This window comes from Massilia aquatica, assembly GCF_011682045.1.
Lineage (GTDB): Bacteria > Pseudomonadota > Gammaproteobacteria > Burkholderiales > Burkholderiaceae_D > Telluria_A > Telluria_A aquatica.
Genome location: NZ_VVIW01000001.1, coordinates 81,885 through 98,034, shown reverse-complemented (window position 1 = coordinate 98,034; position 16,150 = coordinate 81,885). Strand labels below are relative to the sequence as shown.

Sequence of the window (16,150 nt, the reverse complement as noted above, 5' to 3'; positions counted from 1 at the left end):
GCATGAAGTTTGAACAGAAAAACTTAACGCAAATTAATCCAGACGACGTGATTGCGTTTGAGAATCGGATAGACCGTGATCTCCCGGCGGATTACAAATCTTTTTTGCTTTTAAATAACGGTGGGCGTACCGATCTGTGTGTGTTAACCGTGGAAAAATTTGGGACGGTTATAGTCAATGATTTTTTTGGCTTGGAAGACGGATCATCGTTAGATCTTGACGATAATCTGGAGACGTTTCGAGGCCGGATACCTGATGGCTTCCTTCCTTTCGCAAACGATCCAGGAGGCAACTTGTTTTTGCTGACCCTAAACGGCACTGCGCCGGGCGGCGTTTTCTTTTGGGATCACGAGAATGAACCTCATACCGCACCTCTTCATTGGAACGAATTTAAAAATGTGTATAAAATTGCAGATTCTTTTCAAGATTTCGTACAACAGCTCAAACCGGATAATTAAGTATGCAGAATAAACTATCAATTATCAGAAAAGGAATGGACTTAGCTAAGGTTCAGTCAACGGCCAACATTACTTCATCGCCGATTTCGGAGACTATCGATTCACGCACGTTTTCTGTAATTAAATTCCCAGCCGATGGCGTTCAGATCTTTTTCGATAAAAACGTTGTCTCATCCGTGCGCTTTGAGCGCCCATTCAGTGAGGCTGTTGAAGGAGTTCGTCTTGGCTCTTCAAAAGATGAAGTTGTTAATATAATGGGAAAACCAGACAGACTTTGGCCCATCGATGATGGGGTTGAACGTTGGCTATACGACAAACCAACTTTCATGCGCCTTGATTTCGATCCACTGACTAATGTTGTGAGCACTATTTTTCGCTAATGTGGAATTGTGCCATTTTTGATTCGATGCGCAGTTCACGGTTCACGGTTCACCAAGACCGTAAAGCAAAATTTGAAGGCGCTATCGGTATGCGAGAAACGCTGGCTCGACAGGCGCATGACGTCATTATCATTCGCTCCAACCGATTAGCATTGGTTGGCCTCCTTCGATAGCACTGGTTTAAAACCTAGATATTTCACGCTTCGGGTCCGCTGGCGAGGACTTTTAGCTGTTTGACCGTGTTACTTTTAGATTTCTATCACTGTCCAATATCCAGGATTGGATTTCAAGGTTTTTCCCAACAAGCCGACCTATTGGATTTGCCGTGTGCTTCAGAAGCGCGATTGCCTCATCGAACCTGCCCAACATCCGCAGGAGTTCTACGCGGAGAATTGGGGCCTGGTCATTCGCTTCGAGCAATTCCAAGAGCGCCATCATGTTTTCCTCACGTGCGGTATTGGACATCGCAGGCTCACGCCTGCAACGCGTTCCGTCATCGAGCACACGCTCATGATCGTTACTCAGCCACCAAAGATGGCGCCGTAGAAATAGTCCGCGGGAGTGGCTAAGCATATGCGCGAGTTCTATCTTGCTATCCACACTGAGCTCCCGCAGTGGCCTGCCAGGCTCTACGACTTTCCACTCGGCCGGAACATCGCGCCACGTCTGCTCGGCGTTAAGGTGGCCGTGCTTATCCCCGTTCCACTTCGCGATCACGCGCGCGAGAGGCCCAACTTCAGGCGGCTTGCGGGGCAAAATTCCCACAGGATCGTAGTCATCAGTCCACAAAATTATCGAACATTCGGGGCAACCTATAACCGAGCACATATCAACCAAACCGCTCTCTGCCTCGCCACCATCTGACCATGTAGTGCCCGCGCCCATAGGGCGAAATGAAGCGAACCGTGCCCAGGTGAAGAGACTCCCGCACGACGGGCATTTATATACAGCCGGAGGTGCAAAGCGAGTCATGGTGATGTGGATGAGAGCAAGCAAAAAGACAGCAGCAGGTAACGAACCTGTCTTTGACGGTACATCATCACGATGGGACCTTTTTTTCCTCATATCGTTCTAGCCCTGCCCGCAGCGCAAACCCGTCAATAACTGCGCGAAGTCGTGGGACAGTGCCTAATACCCATTCAGGATAAGACCACAATGGTTCGACGCCCAGGCTTCCACCCTTCTGCGAGAGAGGGGTGAGAATCTTGCGCGTGCTTCCAAGCGTATTAAAACCGTAAATGGTGACCGTAGTGCCCCGTAGTTCGAGCTGTGGCATCGGCCGCAATTGACCAGCTTTTCCCTGCTTACAGTCGTGCAAGAAAACGGGCTGATTTTGTTGCCAAATCGTTGCAATCTCTGTGTTAAGCGCGTCAATTAATGCCGGCCCATCACGTTTGACAAGAAGACCGAAGAATTCTTTATCACGGACGTGTTCTCTGAGCAGTGACTTCTGGCGAGCCTGCCGCTCTATGTAGGCTAAGCGATCCTGCTCCTCACGCTGTTGACTGGCAAGCCGATGAGCTTGGGCTTCCTGACTGTTGTCGAAAACACCACTAACGTAAGCCGGGAGCGGTCCATCCCAACTGTCTTCTTCCGTTTGACCGTCAGTTAGCCGATCATCGGAGACAATAAAAGCGCGGGAGTCGGTTCCATCGCTGACATTCAACTCCGCGTCGACGGGCGTGCGCGACGATGTTGTGGGCACGATGGTCAATTCGCCCTTTACCGAACACGTGATGGACCCCGCGTGCGCTCGCATGAGGTCTAAGGCCTCAACTAACCGCTGTTCCGTCAAGAATCCTTCCAACCGAATCTTCACTGCTACCCCCTCGATAAAAGCAATGCCGCACTAGCCAAATGGGGAAGATCACCCGTGGAAAGATTGGCATCATAGCGGGACTATGGCAACATGCCAATAGCCTCCCCGAAAACCCACGAGCCTGCGCTAGTAGCTTTCGGTGCGGCAGTGCGTGCGGCTCGAAGAAACGGTGGGGTCTCCCAAGAAGAACTCGCCCATCTTAGCGGCATTGATCGGTCGTATCTTGGGGCGATTGAGAGAGGGGAGCAAAATGCAGGGCTACTGCATTTGGTGCGCATCGCTGACGCGTTGAATATGACGCTGGCGGAGTTGATGACCATTGCGAAACTTTGACAGTTACGCTTGTAGGCAAAGGAACAGATGCGTTCTTGTCTCGCCGTTGCGTCCGGCTTCCAGACATCAACCCATGGTCGCTCAGGTGCGGCGTTCGGCGCACCGCAAAAAGCTTGCGATTTCCCTTATACGTTCTTGCGGGACCCCGCTGACCGATTTCGCGAGCATCTAAGAGTGCAGAAAAACAACACTAAGCAAGCCGATCATTCTAGCGGTATTTTTCCCGGTATATGAACTTTTAAAAACGCCAAGAGTGAGCATCCATGCGGGTCTTGAGTAGAAATTCGATTCCGGCTCCCGGCACCAAAGAACAAGCTTCAGCAAGTACAGCAAGGCCCACTGACCCGCGATTCTCGCCTTGAGAACGCGGGTTTTTTGTTGTCTGCGCGTGCTTGAGGCGCGCCATGCCGGCGCGCCAACAACAGCGCCGCTCTGCCGATACCGGCCACCATGATGGTGGCCCACGCTCAGCCGATCAATTATCTCCCTTCACGCCACCAGCGGCGCACCAGGGCCTTGGCCTTGTGCCGGAGCGGCTGCGGCCAGCGGCTTTTCTGTCCGATCTCGATCAACAGGTCGACCAGTTCCTGGTCGAGCGGCACCCCCTGTTCGATCCATGAGACTGCCAGCGAAGGCCAGGAATCGGTAACCCACGTTAACCCGGCGATGACCACCTCGCGTGCCGGTGCGGGCACGTCGCGATATCCGGCCAGCGGATGTTGAAGCAGGACCACCAGGGAACGCTGATCGATCTTTGTACTCATTGGGTCCGTTGGGCCTGGCTGGCGCCATGAATGGATGATGAGGGACTCTACCATGCTGCCAGCGCGGCCTCCATCCTCCCTCGCCGAGGCAGACGACAGCCGGTTTACCCATCAATTAACCATTTCAAATTGAAAATATTTCTTACCTGTCGGAATTTTTTACATATAGCAGGCAATATTTTTTGTGATCTCAGTAAAAACAAAGAGTTACGAAACTGGCACGATCCATGCTCGCCCATGCAATAAGAATAATCACAAAGGGATGCCTGAAATGAACTCGATCACACGTCGTTGCGCCGCACTTGCGTTGCTGGGATTGGCCGGCAGCGCCTCGAACGCGGTATTGGCAGGACCGCTGCCAAGCTACTCCAGCACCTACCCCTCGCCCAACGCCGCCTGCGCGACCTACGGCAATTTTGTCTCGTGTTCGACCGGCGTACTGAACTACCTGTCCGGCAGCGGCGCTGGCGGATTCACGGGCGACTACACCTTCAGCGCGGCACAGGGCGCGCTGCACGATGCGATCGTGGTCGCATCGAACGGCGGCGCCACCCTGGCCAATGGCGATGCGGCGCTGCCATCGGAAAATGGCTTCACGACCATCAACGGCGGCCAGAAGGATTACTTCTTCACGGGCGAGAGCAACGATCCCGCCAACAACGGCGCGCTGGCCAACGACACCGCGTTCAGCTGGGACATGGGCCTGTCCACGCTCAACAGCAAGCTGACCTTCGACGGCGATTACCACCAGATGATGATCGCTTTCGACTTCAATAATCCGCAGAACAGCACCGCCAGCCTGCCGATCTGGGCGCTGGTAACGATACGCGATAGCGCAGGCACGCTGGCCAACCAATATTTTGAAACGCAGCAACTAGACGCCCTGGATATTTTCAAGGATCCTTCGCTGTTTCAATCGACCAAAACCTTTAACGGCAGCGGCGTGACGACGCCAGGCTCGCTTGACTTTGCGCTGACGGTCGGCGCAATCTGCGTGGTCAGCGACACCGTATCGTACCCGTCCCCGAACGGCAGCAGCTGCCCCACGGGCGGGCAGCTGATCAACACGAACCAGGCCTCGAACGCCGTGGAATTCATCAATTACATCCCGAGCCTCGACCTGAAAGGACTCGAAGGCGCCGGCTACGACACGCTCTCGGTGCAGGTGTGGATGGGCTGCTTCGGCACCGGCGGACCTGCTTCCGGCCCGACCCTGGCCGACGCCAGACCGGTCGGTCCGTGCGACACGGGCGGCTACGGCGATATCTTCCTGATCGCAGGCGCCGCCCTGCCCGACCGCAACACCGTGCCGGAACCGGACATGCTCGCGCTGGCCGCGCTGTCCTTGTGTGGCCTGTACGCTGCACGCCGGCGCGGTGCACTACGCTGATCCGCGTTCCATGGCGGGTAGCGCCGACCCGCGACGGTGCCCGGCCAACACAAGCCTGCCGCCCGCCCTACATGGTCACCATCGTCGCCTCCTCTCCGCACCGTGATCGCGCCGCCTGAAAAGGCCGCGCGATTTTCTTTTGGGACAGCTCCTGTCCCGTTCAAATTTCCACGCGCCAGTATTGATTTTTAGCAAGCCGAAGCGCTTGACATCCGGTCCTTGAATTTTTGACAGCCATCAAAGCCAGCGGGGTCTCGCTCGATAAACTCACATCTCATCAGCACCGTCATCACCGATTTTTCTGGCCACAACACAAGAACAACAAACCGCGAGGCCGTATGCCCAAGACCACCCATCTACTCGCCCTGTGCGCGCTGTCGCTCGGCTGCGTGCCCGGCGCGGCAGCCCGGCACGCCGCGCCGCAAGACGCGACGGACGCTATCCACCAGGCGCGGCGCGCACTTGTTGCCGACACCGACGGCGGGGTCGTCACGAGCCAGGCCATCACCGTTGCCGGTCACGATTTCTGCCAGTATTTCATCGCCGCATGGCGCGAAAAAGAAAGCAGTGAACGCTTTACCCTTGCCATCGTCGAGCGCCCGTCGGCACGACGCGGCAGCGAAGTGCGCATCGACTTCGCCCAGCGCCGCGTGTTCGAAACACGCCTGCCCGCCGCCCGCGCGGCCATCAAATCGCTCAGCGAAGACGCCGTCGAAAGAACCTGGCAAGCGGTGCTGGACGCCGATGCCGAACGCAAGCGCATCAACGACGCCGACCTGGCGCCCGACGAACTCTGACGCTGTCTCCATCCACGCTGTATCTCTGAATATGTAAGGAAATCAGCCATGTACCTCCCTGTCATTTCTCGCGCGGCCACGCTGTGCCTGGCCCTGCTGGCGGGCAGCGCCAGCGCGACCGAACTCGTGTATCAGCCGGTCAACCCGTCGTTCGGCGGCTACCCCGCCAACGGTCCCAACCTGCTGGCCAGTGCAACGGCAACGACCAAGCACAAGGAGAGCTCGGGCCTGGGCGGCTCTTCCTTGTTCGACCAGTCACCGCTCGCACAGTTCAATCAAACGCTCGAACGCACTGTGCTAAGTCAACTCGCTTCGGCGGCCACCTCGAAATTGCTGGGGCAAGATGGCAAGCTGGTGCCTGGAACGTTTTCAACCGCCAACTTCACCATCACCGTCATCGACCTCGGCGGCGGCATGTTGCGCATCACCACGACCGACAGGACCACCGGCGCCACCACCACCTTCGAGGTGGCGCAATGAACGCCCGGCACTGGGCCATCGCCGCCGCCAGCGCCAGCCTGCTGGCCGGCTGCACCTTCCGCCATCCGCCGTCGGCGGTGACGGCCGGGGCGCAGCTGGCGCCCGCCACCCCGGTCACGCGCGACCTGCTGAACCTGCCCGCGCCTAAGGGCAAGGTGGCCGTGGCCGTCTATGGCATCCGCGACCAGACCGGGCAGTACAAGCCGGCCCCGGACAGTTCGTTCTCCACCGCCGTCACGCAGGGCGCCTCGTCGATGCTGGTCAAGGCCCTCAAGGAATCGGGCTGGTTCATTCCGGTCGAACGCGAGAACCTGCAAAACCTGCTGACCGAACGCAAGATCGTGCGCGCGCTGGAAATGCCGCAGCCGGCCGATGCGGCGCCGGTGCAGATTCCTCCGCTGCTGGCGGCCTCGCTGCTGATCGAGGGCGGCATCGTTGCCTACGAAAGCAATGTGCGCACCGGTGGCGCCGGCGCGCGCTTCCTGGGCATCGGCATGAGCACGCAGTACCGGGTCGACCAGGTCACGGTGAACCTGCGCAGCATCGATATTCGGGGCGGACAAGTCCTGCAAAGCGTCTCGACCACCAAAACCATCTACTCGTATGAGATCCATCCGAGCGTCTTCAAGTTCGTGAATGTGAAAAATTTACTTGAGCTGGAAGGCGGCATGACCCGTAACGAGCCGACCCAGCTGTGCGTGAGCGAAGCGATCGAAGCCGGCGTGGCCCACCTGATCGTCGAGGGCGTGCGCGAAGGCAGCTGGGCGCTGCAGGACGAGTCGCAGTGGAGCAATCCAGTGCTGCAACGTTACCTCGCCGAACGGGCGCCGTACGCGCCGGCGAAACAGGCCGCCAGCGGCGCCGGAGCGCAGCCATGAACGCGCCGCTCACCACATGGTGGCGCGCCGCGATCGCCCTGGCCAGCCTGTGCGCGGCCAGCCTGGCGGGCGCGGGCACGGGTGCGAACGACCTGGCGCCGTCCGAACTGCCCGCCGCGGCGCCGCAAGGCCATGCGCTGGCACTGCGCCAGCAAGGCACGGGTAACGGCGCCGCCATCGAGCAGTCCGGACAGCAGCACGTGTTCGATGGGGTCCAGGCCGGCGCCGCCCAGCGCATCAAGGTCGCGCAGCGCGGATCGCTGCAGCGCGCCACGCTGCTGCAGGAAGGCAGCGCCAACACGCTGGACTTGCTGCAAAGCGGCGACGGCAACCACGCCAGCGTCGCCCAGGTGGGGCAGGACAACCAGGCCAGCATCGTGCAGGATGGCATCGGCCACCGCGCCGATGTCGACCAGCACGGCAGCCTGAACACGGCGCGCGTGGCGCAGTACGGGCGCGAAGGCAACGCGCGCATAAGCCAGTCGGGCAGTGGAAAAACCGCCACGCTGATCCAGCACCAGGGACGCTGAACGCAGCGCACCGCCCTTTCTTTCCCGGAGCACCTTCATGAAAACCATGTTCATCGCGCTCGCCGTCAGCTGCGTCGTCTCGTTGCGGTCCGATCCGGCCCATGCGGAGCGCAGCGTCGTCGCCAGCCAGACCGGCAACGCCAATACCAGCCGCATCCGGCAGGATGCGGAAACGTTCACCAACGCCGCCGTGCAGCAGCGCGGCAATGCGAACGGCGGCGCGCTGGTGCAGGATGTCGTGTATTACACCGTGGCGCGCCTCGGGCAGGACGGAGCAAGCAATAGCGCGCGGCTCGCGCAAAGCCATGCCGGCCATACCCAGCTAGGGGCCGTGCAAAGCGGCAGCGCCAACCTGGCCGACATAACCCAGCGCGAAGGTTGCCATTACTCCGGCATGCGCCTGATCCAAACCGGCACCGTCAATATGGCAGCGCTGCAGCAGCACTATTACCTCACATTTTCCCAAGTCCGCATCGAGCAGTCGGGCCACGCAAATCGGGCCGCGGCAAGCCAGTTCTTCACAGAGCGCACCGACCTGGCGCTCTGGCAAAGCGGCACCGGCAATCGCGCCAGCAGCGAGCAGGACGGCGTCGACAACAACAGCACGATTGTTCAGAACGGTACCAATAATACCGCCGTGCAAAGCCAAAGCGTGGGCGCCAACGACGCTGGCATCCTGCAGGCAGGCAGCCACAACAAGGCAAGCGTCAACCAGGGCGGCGCAAGCCCGGACGGCGACAGATTCATGGCGGCGCTGGCGCAGACCGGCGTTGCCAACATCGCCGGCGTGCACCAGTACTGACAGCGCATCGACCGTATTCAGCTACCGGGGTCGCTGAATCGTATCCATCCTGACCCCGTCCACTCTCGGAGGCATTTCATGAAACTTCATTTATCCGCCCTGGCAAGCGCACTGACGCTGGCCTTTGCCGCTACCTCGGCCCAGGCTGAACTGAACGCCGTCACCGCCCAGAAAGGCGCCGGCAACAGCGCCTATACGGTGCAGCAAAATTCAACCGGCCTGATCAAGGCCTCGATCTCGCAAACCGGCGATAACAACAAGGCCGGTGATGCTGCTGCGAAAACCGGCGGCATTGTCCAGATCGGGGTCAACAAGGATATCAGCGCCTCGATCGCCCAGCAGGGCAACCAGAACAACGCTGGCATCCGCCAGGAAAAGGCGTTGACGACGACGGCATCGCTGGCGCAAACCGGCAATCAGAATACTGCCACGGTGCGTCAGAACAGCGCCAGCAAGGCGAATGCCGCGCTGTCGCAAAATGGCCAGAAAAACAGCGCCACGCTCGACCAGCAGGGTGTGACCGACTTCGAGATCCTGGCCAAGCAGACCGGTAGCGACAACAAGCTGGCCGTCAACCAGCTCAACTCCGCCAACCAGGGTGCGTATGTGACCCAGAACGGCGTGAACAACGGCGTGACGGTGTCGCAGTCGCAAACCGCGTATGCCGGCGTGACGGTCAACCAGTCCGGCACCGGCAATAACGTCAAGGCGACCCAAAAGGACGCCAACAACGTCAACTCGACCATCGCCCAAAACGGCACGGGCAACAATGCGCTGACCGACCAGTCGGGTAACAAGAACCTGAGCGCCATCAATCAGAAAGGCAATAACAACCTGACCACGCTGACCCAGAATGCCAACGCCAACCAGTCGCAAGTGACCCAGGACGGCCTGGCCAACAAGGCGACCGTGTTCCAGACCGGCACCAATGCCAACAATTCGCTGGCCAACGTGTCGTCGATCATTCAAACCGGCAACGGCTATACCGCGAGCCTGACCCAGAACGGCAGCAATAACCAGTCGGGCATCGTGCAGTACTGATGGCCGCGCGGCGGCGCGGGCAAGCGGGCCATCGTCACCGCTCCTGTGCATCGCGTTATGCAATAAAATAGCGCGATGCAACTTACAACGATCCGCCAGCGCCTGCGCGCCCTGGGCGCCCTGCCCTTGCACGAACAACGCATCCTGCGCGACTGGGTCCAGGGCCGCCCCTACGACCAGGGACGGCGCCGTCCCAACGATTTCCTGCCGCTTGGCGTACGCACTGCCCTGCCCGCGCTCGACGCCGAGCTGCACGGCATGGCGCGTCTGATTTCCTCGCATCCGGGCGAAGATGGCTCGGCCCGCTTGCTGGTCGGGCTGGCCGATGGCCAGGCGGTCGAAAGCGTGCTGCTGCCGCGCGACGGGCTGTGCGTGTCGAGCCAGGTCGGCTGCGCGGTCGGCTGCCAGTTCTGCATGACCGGGCGCGAAGGCTTGATCCGCCAGGTCAGCAGCGGCGAAATCATCGCCCAGGTAGTGCTGGCGCGTACCCAGCGCCTGGTCAAAAAAGTGGTGTTCATGGGCATGGGCGAGCCGGCCCACAATCTCGACAATGTGCTCGAAGCCATCGAGCTGCTCGGCACGGAAGGCAATATCGGGCACAAGAACCTGGTGTTGTCGACCGTCGGCGATGCGCGCGTGTTTGAACGTTTGGCGCACGGCGTGGTCAAACCTGCACTGGCTTTGTCGCTGCACACCACCAAGCCTGCCTTGCGCGAGCAGTTGCTGCCGCGCGCGCCGCGCATCACGCCCGAGCAACTGGTCGAGGCGGGGGAAGCGTATGCGCGCCTGACCGGCTATCCGGTGCAGTATCAGTGGACCTTGCTCGACGGCGTGAATGATGGGGACGACGAAATCGACGGCATCGTGCGCCTGTTAAAAGGCAAGTACGCGGTGCTGAACATGATTCCGTACAACACCATCCCGGACCTGGCCTTCAAGCGGCCCAGCTGGGAGAGCGCGCGCGCCATCGCCGCCACCTTGCATCAGCGCGGGGTGCTGACCAAGCTGCGCGATTCGGCCGGACAAGATGTCGACGGCGGCTGCGGGCAATTGCGCGCCCGCGCCGCGGCACCGGCTCGCCGCACCATTGCGCTCAAGCGCGCCGACGGCCCCTGACCGTCTCGCTCGCCCCGTTCGCGATGGCGCCGGCCCGCGAAGGCGCTTTCAGCGCGCCGGAGCGGCCTGCGCGCCCTCACCGTCGGCCGCCTTGCGCGGGGTCCAGTTGTCGTACTTGCGCTCGATCCGGCGCGCAGTCCCGTCGCGGTTCATGGCGTCGAGCGCGGCGTTCATCTTGTCGATGAGCGCGTCGGGCACGGCGCGGTTGCAGGCAAGATATCCCTTGACCCGGTTGAATATCAGGACAGGAACAATCTTGCCGGCAAAGCCGTGTTGTTCGAGCATGCCGCCACCGGGACGCAGGCCGGTGGCCCACAGGTCGATCCGGTTCATCAGCAGCTTTTGCGGGTTGAGCAGGTCGCTCGGCGCCGGATCGACCGTAAAGCCGCGCGCGCGCAGATAATCGTCGCGCACATCGCCATTGTAGGTGCCGATGCGTAGCCCGCGCGCATCTTCCAAGGTGGTCAGCTGATAGTTGCGGTCGGCCCGCCCCAGCAGTACCCAGGCGCCCTCGTCGGTCGGTCCCACCCATTTGAACAATGCCTCGCGCTCGGGCGTGCGCGTGGTTGCGTAGACGCAGCCGTTGGGACGCTGCACGGCCGAGGTATACGCGCGTTTCCAGGGCAACACGTCAATCGAATAGGTCAGCCCGGTGCGCGCCATGATCTCGTGGATCTTGTCGGAGGAGTAGCCCAGCACGCGCTCGCCTTCCGCCATGATGGCCGGCGGCGCATGTTCGGTCGTGATGAAGAGCTGCGGCGGCGCGTCCGGCAAGCCGGCATGGCCATGTGCCCCGGCCAGCAATCCCGCAACAAGTAATAACTGCTTCACCATGGCCGGCCTTTGCGAATCCTTCGTCAAAGCATACCAGTTCCCGGGATTTGGCGGCAATCGTGCTGCTGAGCACGAATTTGTGCGATGTCGATACAAAAAACCTGTTGCAGGCCGCCCCAGTACGCACAAAGCGCTTCATTCCCGCGGCGGCGCGCACGACTGATGCAGCGCAAAAGCAGGGCGGATTCGCTGGCTAGAATGCCTCATGCCCGCCTATAACGACCTCGGTTACCGTGCGCTGTTCGCCCACCCGGAGATGGTGCGTGAACTGGTCACGATGTTTACGCCATTCAAGCTTTTCGACAATATTGCGCTGTCGTCGTTCGAGCCGGCCGATCCCGTCTACGTGGGCGACGGTCCGGCGGCGCGCCAGAACGACATCGTCTGGCGGGTGCGCATCGGCGAAGAATCTCTGTATGTCTATATTCTGCTCGAATTCCAGTCCGGCGTGGACCGCTGGATGGCCTTGCGCATGCAGAGCTACGTCGGCCTGCTCTGTCAGAAGCTGGTCAAGCAGCATGCGGTGTCGCCGCCCCTGCTGTTGCCGCCGGTGCTGCCGCTGGTGCTCTACAACGGCGTGCCGGAGTGGAACGCCAGCCGGAATTTGTCCGAGCTGCTCATGGAAGCACCGGCCGAACTGCTGCCGTTCCAGCCATCCCAGCGCTACCTGCTGATCGACCAGCAGCGCCTGGACGCGGCGGCGCTGGAAGCTAATTCCACCCTGCTGGCGCTGCTGTTTCGGATGGAACTTTCGGGCGCGCCCGCGGTCAGAGACAAGGTCTTGCCCGCGCTGGTCACCTGGTTTGCCGATGCGCCCCAGGCCAGCCTGATGCGCTCGGTGGAAGTATGGCTGGAGTGCCTGGCGAAGCGGCGCGGCGAGCCGGCATCGTTCACGTTTGACAGTGCAAAGGAGTTTGCTGACATGGGACGCAAATATGCAACCTGGGCCGAGGAGTTCGAAGATATCGGCTTTCAGAGAGGAACTGAAAAAGGAAGGGAAGAAGGCAGGACAGAAGGGCAATTAAGCGCCCTGCGTGGCGTTCTCACGCACCTGTTGTGCAAGCGCTTTGGTCGCCTGCCGGAGCCGGCTGCACAGCGCATCGGCCAGGCGACCGCGGCGCAGCTCGAACACTGGTGCGGGCGCAGCCTCGACGCGCCTGGCCTGGATGCGGTATTCGGCGACGACGCGTTGTCGACCCAAACGGGTCCGGCCTAGCCGGTATGGCCTGCTTGGCCGGGCCCGGCCAAGCCGCCCGCCGGGTAATCTTAAGCCTGCACCTGCGCCAGCGCCACCGTTGCATGGCGCGCCACCAGCTCGTGATACAGCGCGGTGTAGCTCTTGGCCATCTGCTCGGCGGTAAACAATTCCCAATAGCGCGCCTCGGCGCGCTTGCCCATCGCTTGCGCCAGCTCCGGGTTGTCCCACAGCTTGCGCATGGCCTCGCCAAACGCTTGCGGATCGCTCGGCGGCACCACCAGCCCCGTTTCGGCATCGATATTGATATACGTCGTGCCCGTGCCGATCTCGCTCGAAATCATCGGCTTGCCGTACATAGCCCCTTCCAGCAGCGAAATGCCAAACGCTTCCGAGCGCAAATGCGACGGAAACACCAGCGCGTAGCACAGGGTCAGCAGCGCCACCTTGTCGGCCTCGTCGAGCGCGCCGACGAACAGCACATGCGTCAGGCCCAGCCGTTCGGCGTGCGCCTTGAGCTCGTTCTCGATGGGACCGGCACCCACGATCACCACCGGATAATCGGTATTGGCGACCGCGTCGAGCAAAATATGCAGGCCCTTGTAATAGCGCAGCACCCCGACGAACAAAAAGAAACGCTCGCCGATCTGGGTGCGCCATTTGTCCATGCGCGCCTGGTCCGGTTCCGGATAAATGGTCTTGTCCAGCCCGTAGGTGATCACGCGCGTCTTGTCGCGATAACGGTCCAGCACGGCCGACGACGCCATGTAGTTGGGCGAGGTGGCGACGATGGTGTCCACGCTTTGCAAGAAGCGGTGCTTGAGCGGCTGGTACAGGCGCAGCAACTGTTTCTGGCGCACGATGTCGGAGTGATAGGTCACCAGGCTCGGTTTCTTGATGCGCGAAACAAAATGCGCCAGGTCCATGAAGGGCCACGGGAAGTGGTAATGCACCACGTCGGCGTCTTGCGCCATGCGCGCCAGTTCGCGGAACGCGGCCACCGAAAACCCGGTCGACGAAATCTCGAAGTCGAGCGGCAGCAGGCGTACCTTGTGGCCTTCGAACTCGACGTCGCGCCGTTCTTTCTGGCGGGTCAGGGTCAGCACTTCATTGCGCACGCCGAGGCGGCCGGTGCCGACGCACATTTGCCGGATGACCTGCTCGACGCCGCCCACCGATTCCGGGAAATAGGTTTTATAGAAATGTAGGACACGCATAGTTTCGCAAATGGCAAAGGACGACGTCGGATTATTGGGAAAGGACGGCACGATACACGGCGGCGGTCTGCAGCGCGGTGTCGTGCCAGGTCAACTGGGCTGCGCGAGCGCGGCCCGCCGCAATGCATTGCTGCCGCAGCGCGTCGTCGCGCGCCAGCGCCTGCATCGCCGCGGCGATCTCGCCGGTGTTGCCCGGATCGACGTCGAGCGCCGCGCCCCGGGTTACTTCCGGCAAGGAACTGCTGTTCGAGGCCACCACCGGCACCCCCGACGCAAATGCCTCGACCACGGGAATACCGAAACCTTCATACAGGGAAGGAAACACAAACACCCCCGCGCCCGCATACACATGGCGCAGGCCGTCGGCGCCGGTCAGCTGGTTCAGCCACACCACCTGCTCGCCATCGTGCCGCGCCGCCGCGATGCGCGCGATCAGTTCGTCGCAGCGCCAGCCGGCGCCGCCAACGATGACCAGCTGGCGCTCGGCGCGCAAGGCGTCCGGCAAACTCAGATAGGCACTCAGCAGGCGCTCGACGTTCTTGCGCGGCTGCAAAGTACCGACAAACAGAAAATAGCCCGCGCGCAGGCCGTTCTCGAGCAAGGTGTGCGCCACGGCCGCCGCATCGGGTGCTTGCAGCCACGCCGCGTCGACGCCGTTGGGCACCACGCTGATGCGCTTTTCATCGACCCCGAAGCATTCGACCAGTTCACCGATCGCAAAGTTCGACACCGCGATCACATGTTGTGCCTTGCGCGCGGCTTTTTGCTGCATCCAGTTCTTGGCGCGCCGCATGCCGGGGCTGCACCACTGCGGATACTTGATCGGCAGCGCATCGTGCAGGGTCGCCACCACCGGGCAATCCATGCGCACGATGCGGTAATCGGTCGCGTGAAACAGATCGGCCGGCATGTGCACCCGGTGCGCGTGCGGCGTGAGCAGGTCGGTCAGGCTGGCCGCTTCAAACGATTGCGGCATGGCCTGCCCCACGCTGATCGCGCTGGCGTCGCCGCGCGCAGGCGGATACGAATACGCGGCCACATCGCAGCCGGCCTGCGGCAAGTGCCGCAGCAGCGCCTGGGTGTACACGCCGATCCCGTCCAGCCGGCCGCCGGTCAGGCCCGGTTCGATCATGGTCGTTCCCAGGCCGACGCGCAGGCGGCTCACGCCTGGCGGGATCACGCTTGATACATCCAGCGCAGCGTGTCCGCCAGCGGAATCGGGGACAGGCCACCGATCGCGCCGCGCAGTTTTTCATTGTTGCCCATCAGGACCAGCACATCCTTGGCGCGCACGAAGGCCGGGTTGACCTTCACTTCGATCTTGTAGCCGGCAATCGACGCCATCAGCGCGATGACGTCGCCCAGCGAGTGCGCCTGGCCGGAACAGATATTGAAGGCCTGGCCGGCCACATCAGCCACCAACAGGCGGCGGTAGCTGGACGCCACCATGCGCACATCGGAAAAATCGCGCGCGATGGCCTGGTTGCCCAGTTCGATCACGGGCGCGGCCTTGCGGAAATGGGAAACGATCTTCGGCAGCAGGAAGTTCTCGTCCTGGCCGACACCGGTATAGTTGAATGGCCGCGCGATGATGACCGGCAGCTTGTCGCTCCACAACTGGGCCATGTGTTCCATGGCCAGCTTGCTGACGGCGTAATCGTTGGCCGGCGCGGGCGCGAGCGACTCGTCGATCTGGCCGACGCTGGCGTTGCCGTAAACATTCGCCGACGACGCCAGCAGCACCGCCGATGGCGCCTGGCGCTGGGCGGCCAGCGCTTCGAGCAGGTGACGGGTGCCGACGATGTTGACGCGGTAAATCAGTTCGGCGTTGGCATGCGCCACGAACGCGATGCCGGCCAGGTGCACCACGACATCGGGCTGCACCTGTTCGACCATGGCGGCCACGCCGGCGCGGTCGAGCAGGTCGACCGCGAACACATCGGCGTCAAGGGGACTGTCGCCATGGCCCGGCACCACGGTACCGAACACGCGGTAGCCGGCGGCGGCCAGTTCGCGCGCCACGTAGCGCCCCGTGAAGCCGTGCAGGCCGGTGATCAGGGCACGCTTGCCCTGCCCTTCGACGCCAGGGGCGGGGGACGTTTCCGTGACCATGGCC

18 protein-coding genes are annotated in these 16,150 nt (G+C 61.4%); 12 read left to right on the top strand and 6 right to left on the bottom strand.

Annotated elements, in window-relative coordinates:
- The first annotated feature begins 2 nt into the window (after positions 1-2).
- Positions 3-458 carry an SMI1/KNR4 family protein gene (locus tag F1609_RS00490; protein ID WP_167073626.1) on the top strand — a complete coding sequence of 152 codons (456 nt, stop codon included), beginning with the start codon at positions 3-5 and terminating at the stop codon, positions 456-458.
- A 2-nt stretch (positions 459-460) separates the two neighbouring features.
- The gene (locus F1609_RS00485; RefSeq protein WP_167073624.1) at positions 461-838 is read left to right on the top strand and encodes a hypothetical protein; all 378 of its coding nucleotides are present in this window, start codon (positions 461-463) and stop codon (positions 836-838) included.
- 1,039 nt (positions 839-1,877) lie between these two features.
- Here F1609_RS00485 and F1609_RS00480 read toward each other — a convergent pair.
- Complete coding sequence (locus tag F1609_RS00480) at positions 1,878-2,552, bottom strand: hypothetical protein (protein ID WP_167073622.1); 675 nt, start codon at positions 2,550-2,552, stop codon at positions 1,878-1,880.
- Between the two features lie 195 nt (positions 2,553-2,747).
- Between F1609_RS00480 and F1609_RS00475 the strand changes: the two genes are divergently transcribed.
- Positions 2,748-2,990 (top strand): helix-turn-helix domain-containing protein, encoded by a 243-nt coding sequence (locus F1609_RS00475; RefSeq protein WP_167073619.1) that lies wholly within the window; start codon positions 2,748-2,750, stop codon positions 2,988-2,990.
- A 479-nt stretch (positions 2,991-3,469) separates the two neighbouring features.
- Here the strand turns inward: F1609_RS00475 and F1609_RS00470 are convergent, their stop codons facing one another.
- A complete protein-coding gene (locus F1609_RS00470) occupies positions 3,470-3,754 on the bottom strand; it encodes a hypothetical protein (protein ID WP_167073617.1) in 285 nt (94 codons plus the stop codon).
- Positions 3,755-4,025: 271 nt separating this feature from the next.
- Between F1609_RS00470 and F1609_RS00465 the strand changes: the two genes are divergently transcribed.
- The 8 genes from F1609_RS00465 (at position 4,026) to F1609_RS00430 (ending at position 10,788) form a co-directional block, all read left to right on the top strand.
- Positions 4,026-5,144 carry a PEP-CTERM sorting domain-containing protein gene (locus F1609_RS00465; protein WP_167073615.1) on the top strand — a complete coding sequence of 373 codons (1,119 nt, stop codon included), beginning with the start codon at positions 4,026-4,028 and terminating at the stop codon, positions 5,142-5,144.
- A gap of 338 nt (positions 5,145-5,482) precedes the next feature.
- The gene (locus tag F1609_RS00460; protein WP_167073612.1) at positions 5,483-5,941 is read left to right on the top strand and encodes a CsgE family curli-type amyloid fiber assembly protein; all 459 of its coding nucleotides are present in this window, start codon (positions 5,483-5,485) and stop codon (positions 5,939-5,941) included.
- A 48-nt stretch (positions 5,942-5,989) separates the two neighbouring features.
- Positions 5,990-6,421: a curli assembly protein CsgF gene (locus F1609_RS00455; protein ID WP_167073610.1), complete on the top strand. Its 432-nt coding sequence runs from the start codon at positions 5,990-5,992 to the stop codon at positions 6,419-6,421.
- A complete protein-coding gene (locus F1609_RS00450; protein ID WP_167073608.1) occupies positions 6,418-7,299 on the top strand; it encodes a CsgG/HfaB family protein in 882 nt (293 codons plus the stop codon). The genes F1609_RS00455 and F1609_RS00450 overlap by 4 nt, the downstream gene beginning before the upstream one ends.
- Positions 7,296-7,829 carry a hypothetical protein gene (locus F1609_RS00445; protein ID WP_167073606.1) on the top strand — a complete coding sequence of 178 codons (534 nt, stop codon included), beginning with the start codon at positions 7,296-7,298 and terminating at the stop codon, positions 7,827-7,829. Before F1609_RS00450 ends, F1609_RS00445 begins: the two co-directional genes overlap by 4 nt.
- A gap of 37 nt (positions 7,830-7,866) precedes the next feature.
- Positions 7,867-8,631, top strand: a complete 765-nt coding sequence (locus F1609_RS00440) for a hypothetical protein (RefSeq protein WP_167073604.1) — start codon at positions 7,867-7,869, stop codon at positions 8,629-8,631.
- Between the two features lie 78 nt (positions 8,632-8,709).
- Positions 8,710-9,672 (top strand): hypothetical protein, encoded by a 963-nt coding sequence (locus F1609_RS00435; protein WP_167073602.1) that lies wholly within the window; start codon positions 8,710-8,712, stop codon positions 9,670-9,672.
- Positions 9,673-9,747: 75 nt separating this feature from the next.
- Positions 9,748-10,788, top strand: a complete 1,041-nt coding sequence (locus tag F1609_RS00430; RefSeq protein ID WP_167073600.1) for an RNA methyltransferase — start codon at positions 9,748-9,750, stop codon at positions 10,786-10,788.
- A gap of 48 nt (positions 10,789-10,836) precedes the next feature.
- Here F1609_RS00430 and F1609_RS00425 read toward each other — a convergent pair whose 3' ends face one another.
- The gene (locus tag F1609_RS00425; RefSeq protein ID WP_167073598.1) at positions 10,837-11,622 is read right to left on the bottom strand and encodes a substrate-binding periplasmic protein; all 786 of its coding nucleotides are present in this window, start codon (positions 11,620-11,622) and stop codon (positions 10,837-10,839) included.
- 205 nt (positions 11,623-11,827) lie between these two features.
- On the opposite strand from F1609_RS00425, the gene F1609_RS00420 reads away from it, so the two are divergent.
- A complete protein-coding gene (locus F1609_RS00420) occupies positions 11,828-12,838 on the top strand; it encodes an Rpn family recombination-promoting nuclease/putative transposase (RefSeq protein ID WP_167073596.1) in 1,011 nt (336 codons plus the stop codon).
- A 50-nt stretch (positions 12,839-12,888) separates the two neighbouring features.
- Here the strand turns inward: F1609_RS00420 and F1609_RS00415 are convergent, their stop codons facing one another.
- The 3 genes from F1609_RS00415 to F1609_RS00405 are packed head-to-tail and all read right to left on the bottom strand — an operon-like array spanning position 12,889 to position 16,146.
- Positions 12,889-14,034, bottom strand: a complete 1,146-nt coding sequence (locus F1609_RS00415; protein ID WP_167073594.1) for a glycosyltransferase family 4 protein — start codon at positions 14,032-14,034, stop codon at positions 12,889-12,891.
- Between the two features lie 31 nt (positions 14,035-14,065).
- Complete coding sequence (locus F1609_RS00410) at positions 14,066-15,214, bottom strand: glycosyltransferase family 4 protein (RefSeq protein WP_370661580.1); 1,149 nt, start codon at positions 15,212-15,214, stop codon at positions 14,066-14,068.
- Positions 15,211-16,146 (bottom strand): GDP-mannose 4,6-dehydratase, encoded by a 936-nt coding sequence (locus F1609_RS00405; RefSeq protein ID WP_370661579.1) that lies wholly within the window; start codon positions 16,144-16,146, stop codon positions 15,211-15,213. The genes F1609_RS00410 and F1609_RS00405 overlap by 4 nt, the downstream gene beginning before the upstream one ends.
- Positions 16,147-16,150 lie beyond the last annotated feature (4 nt).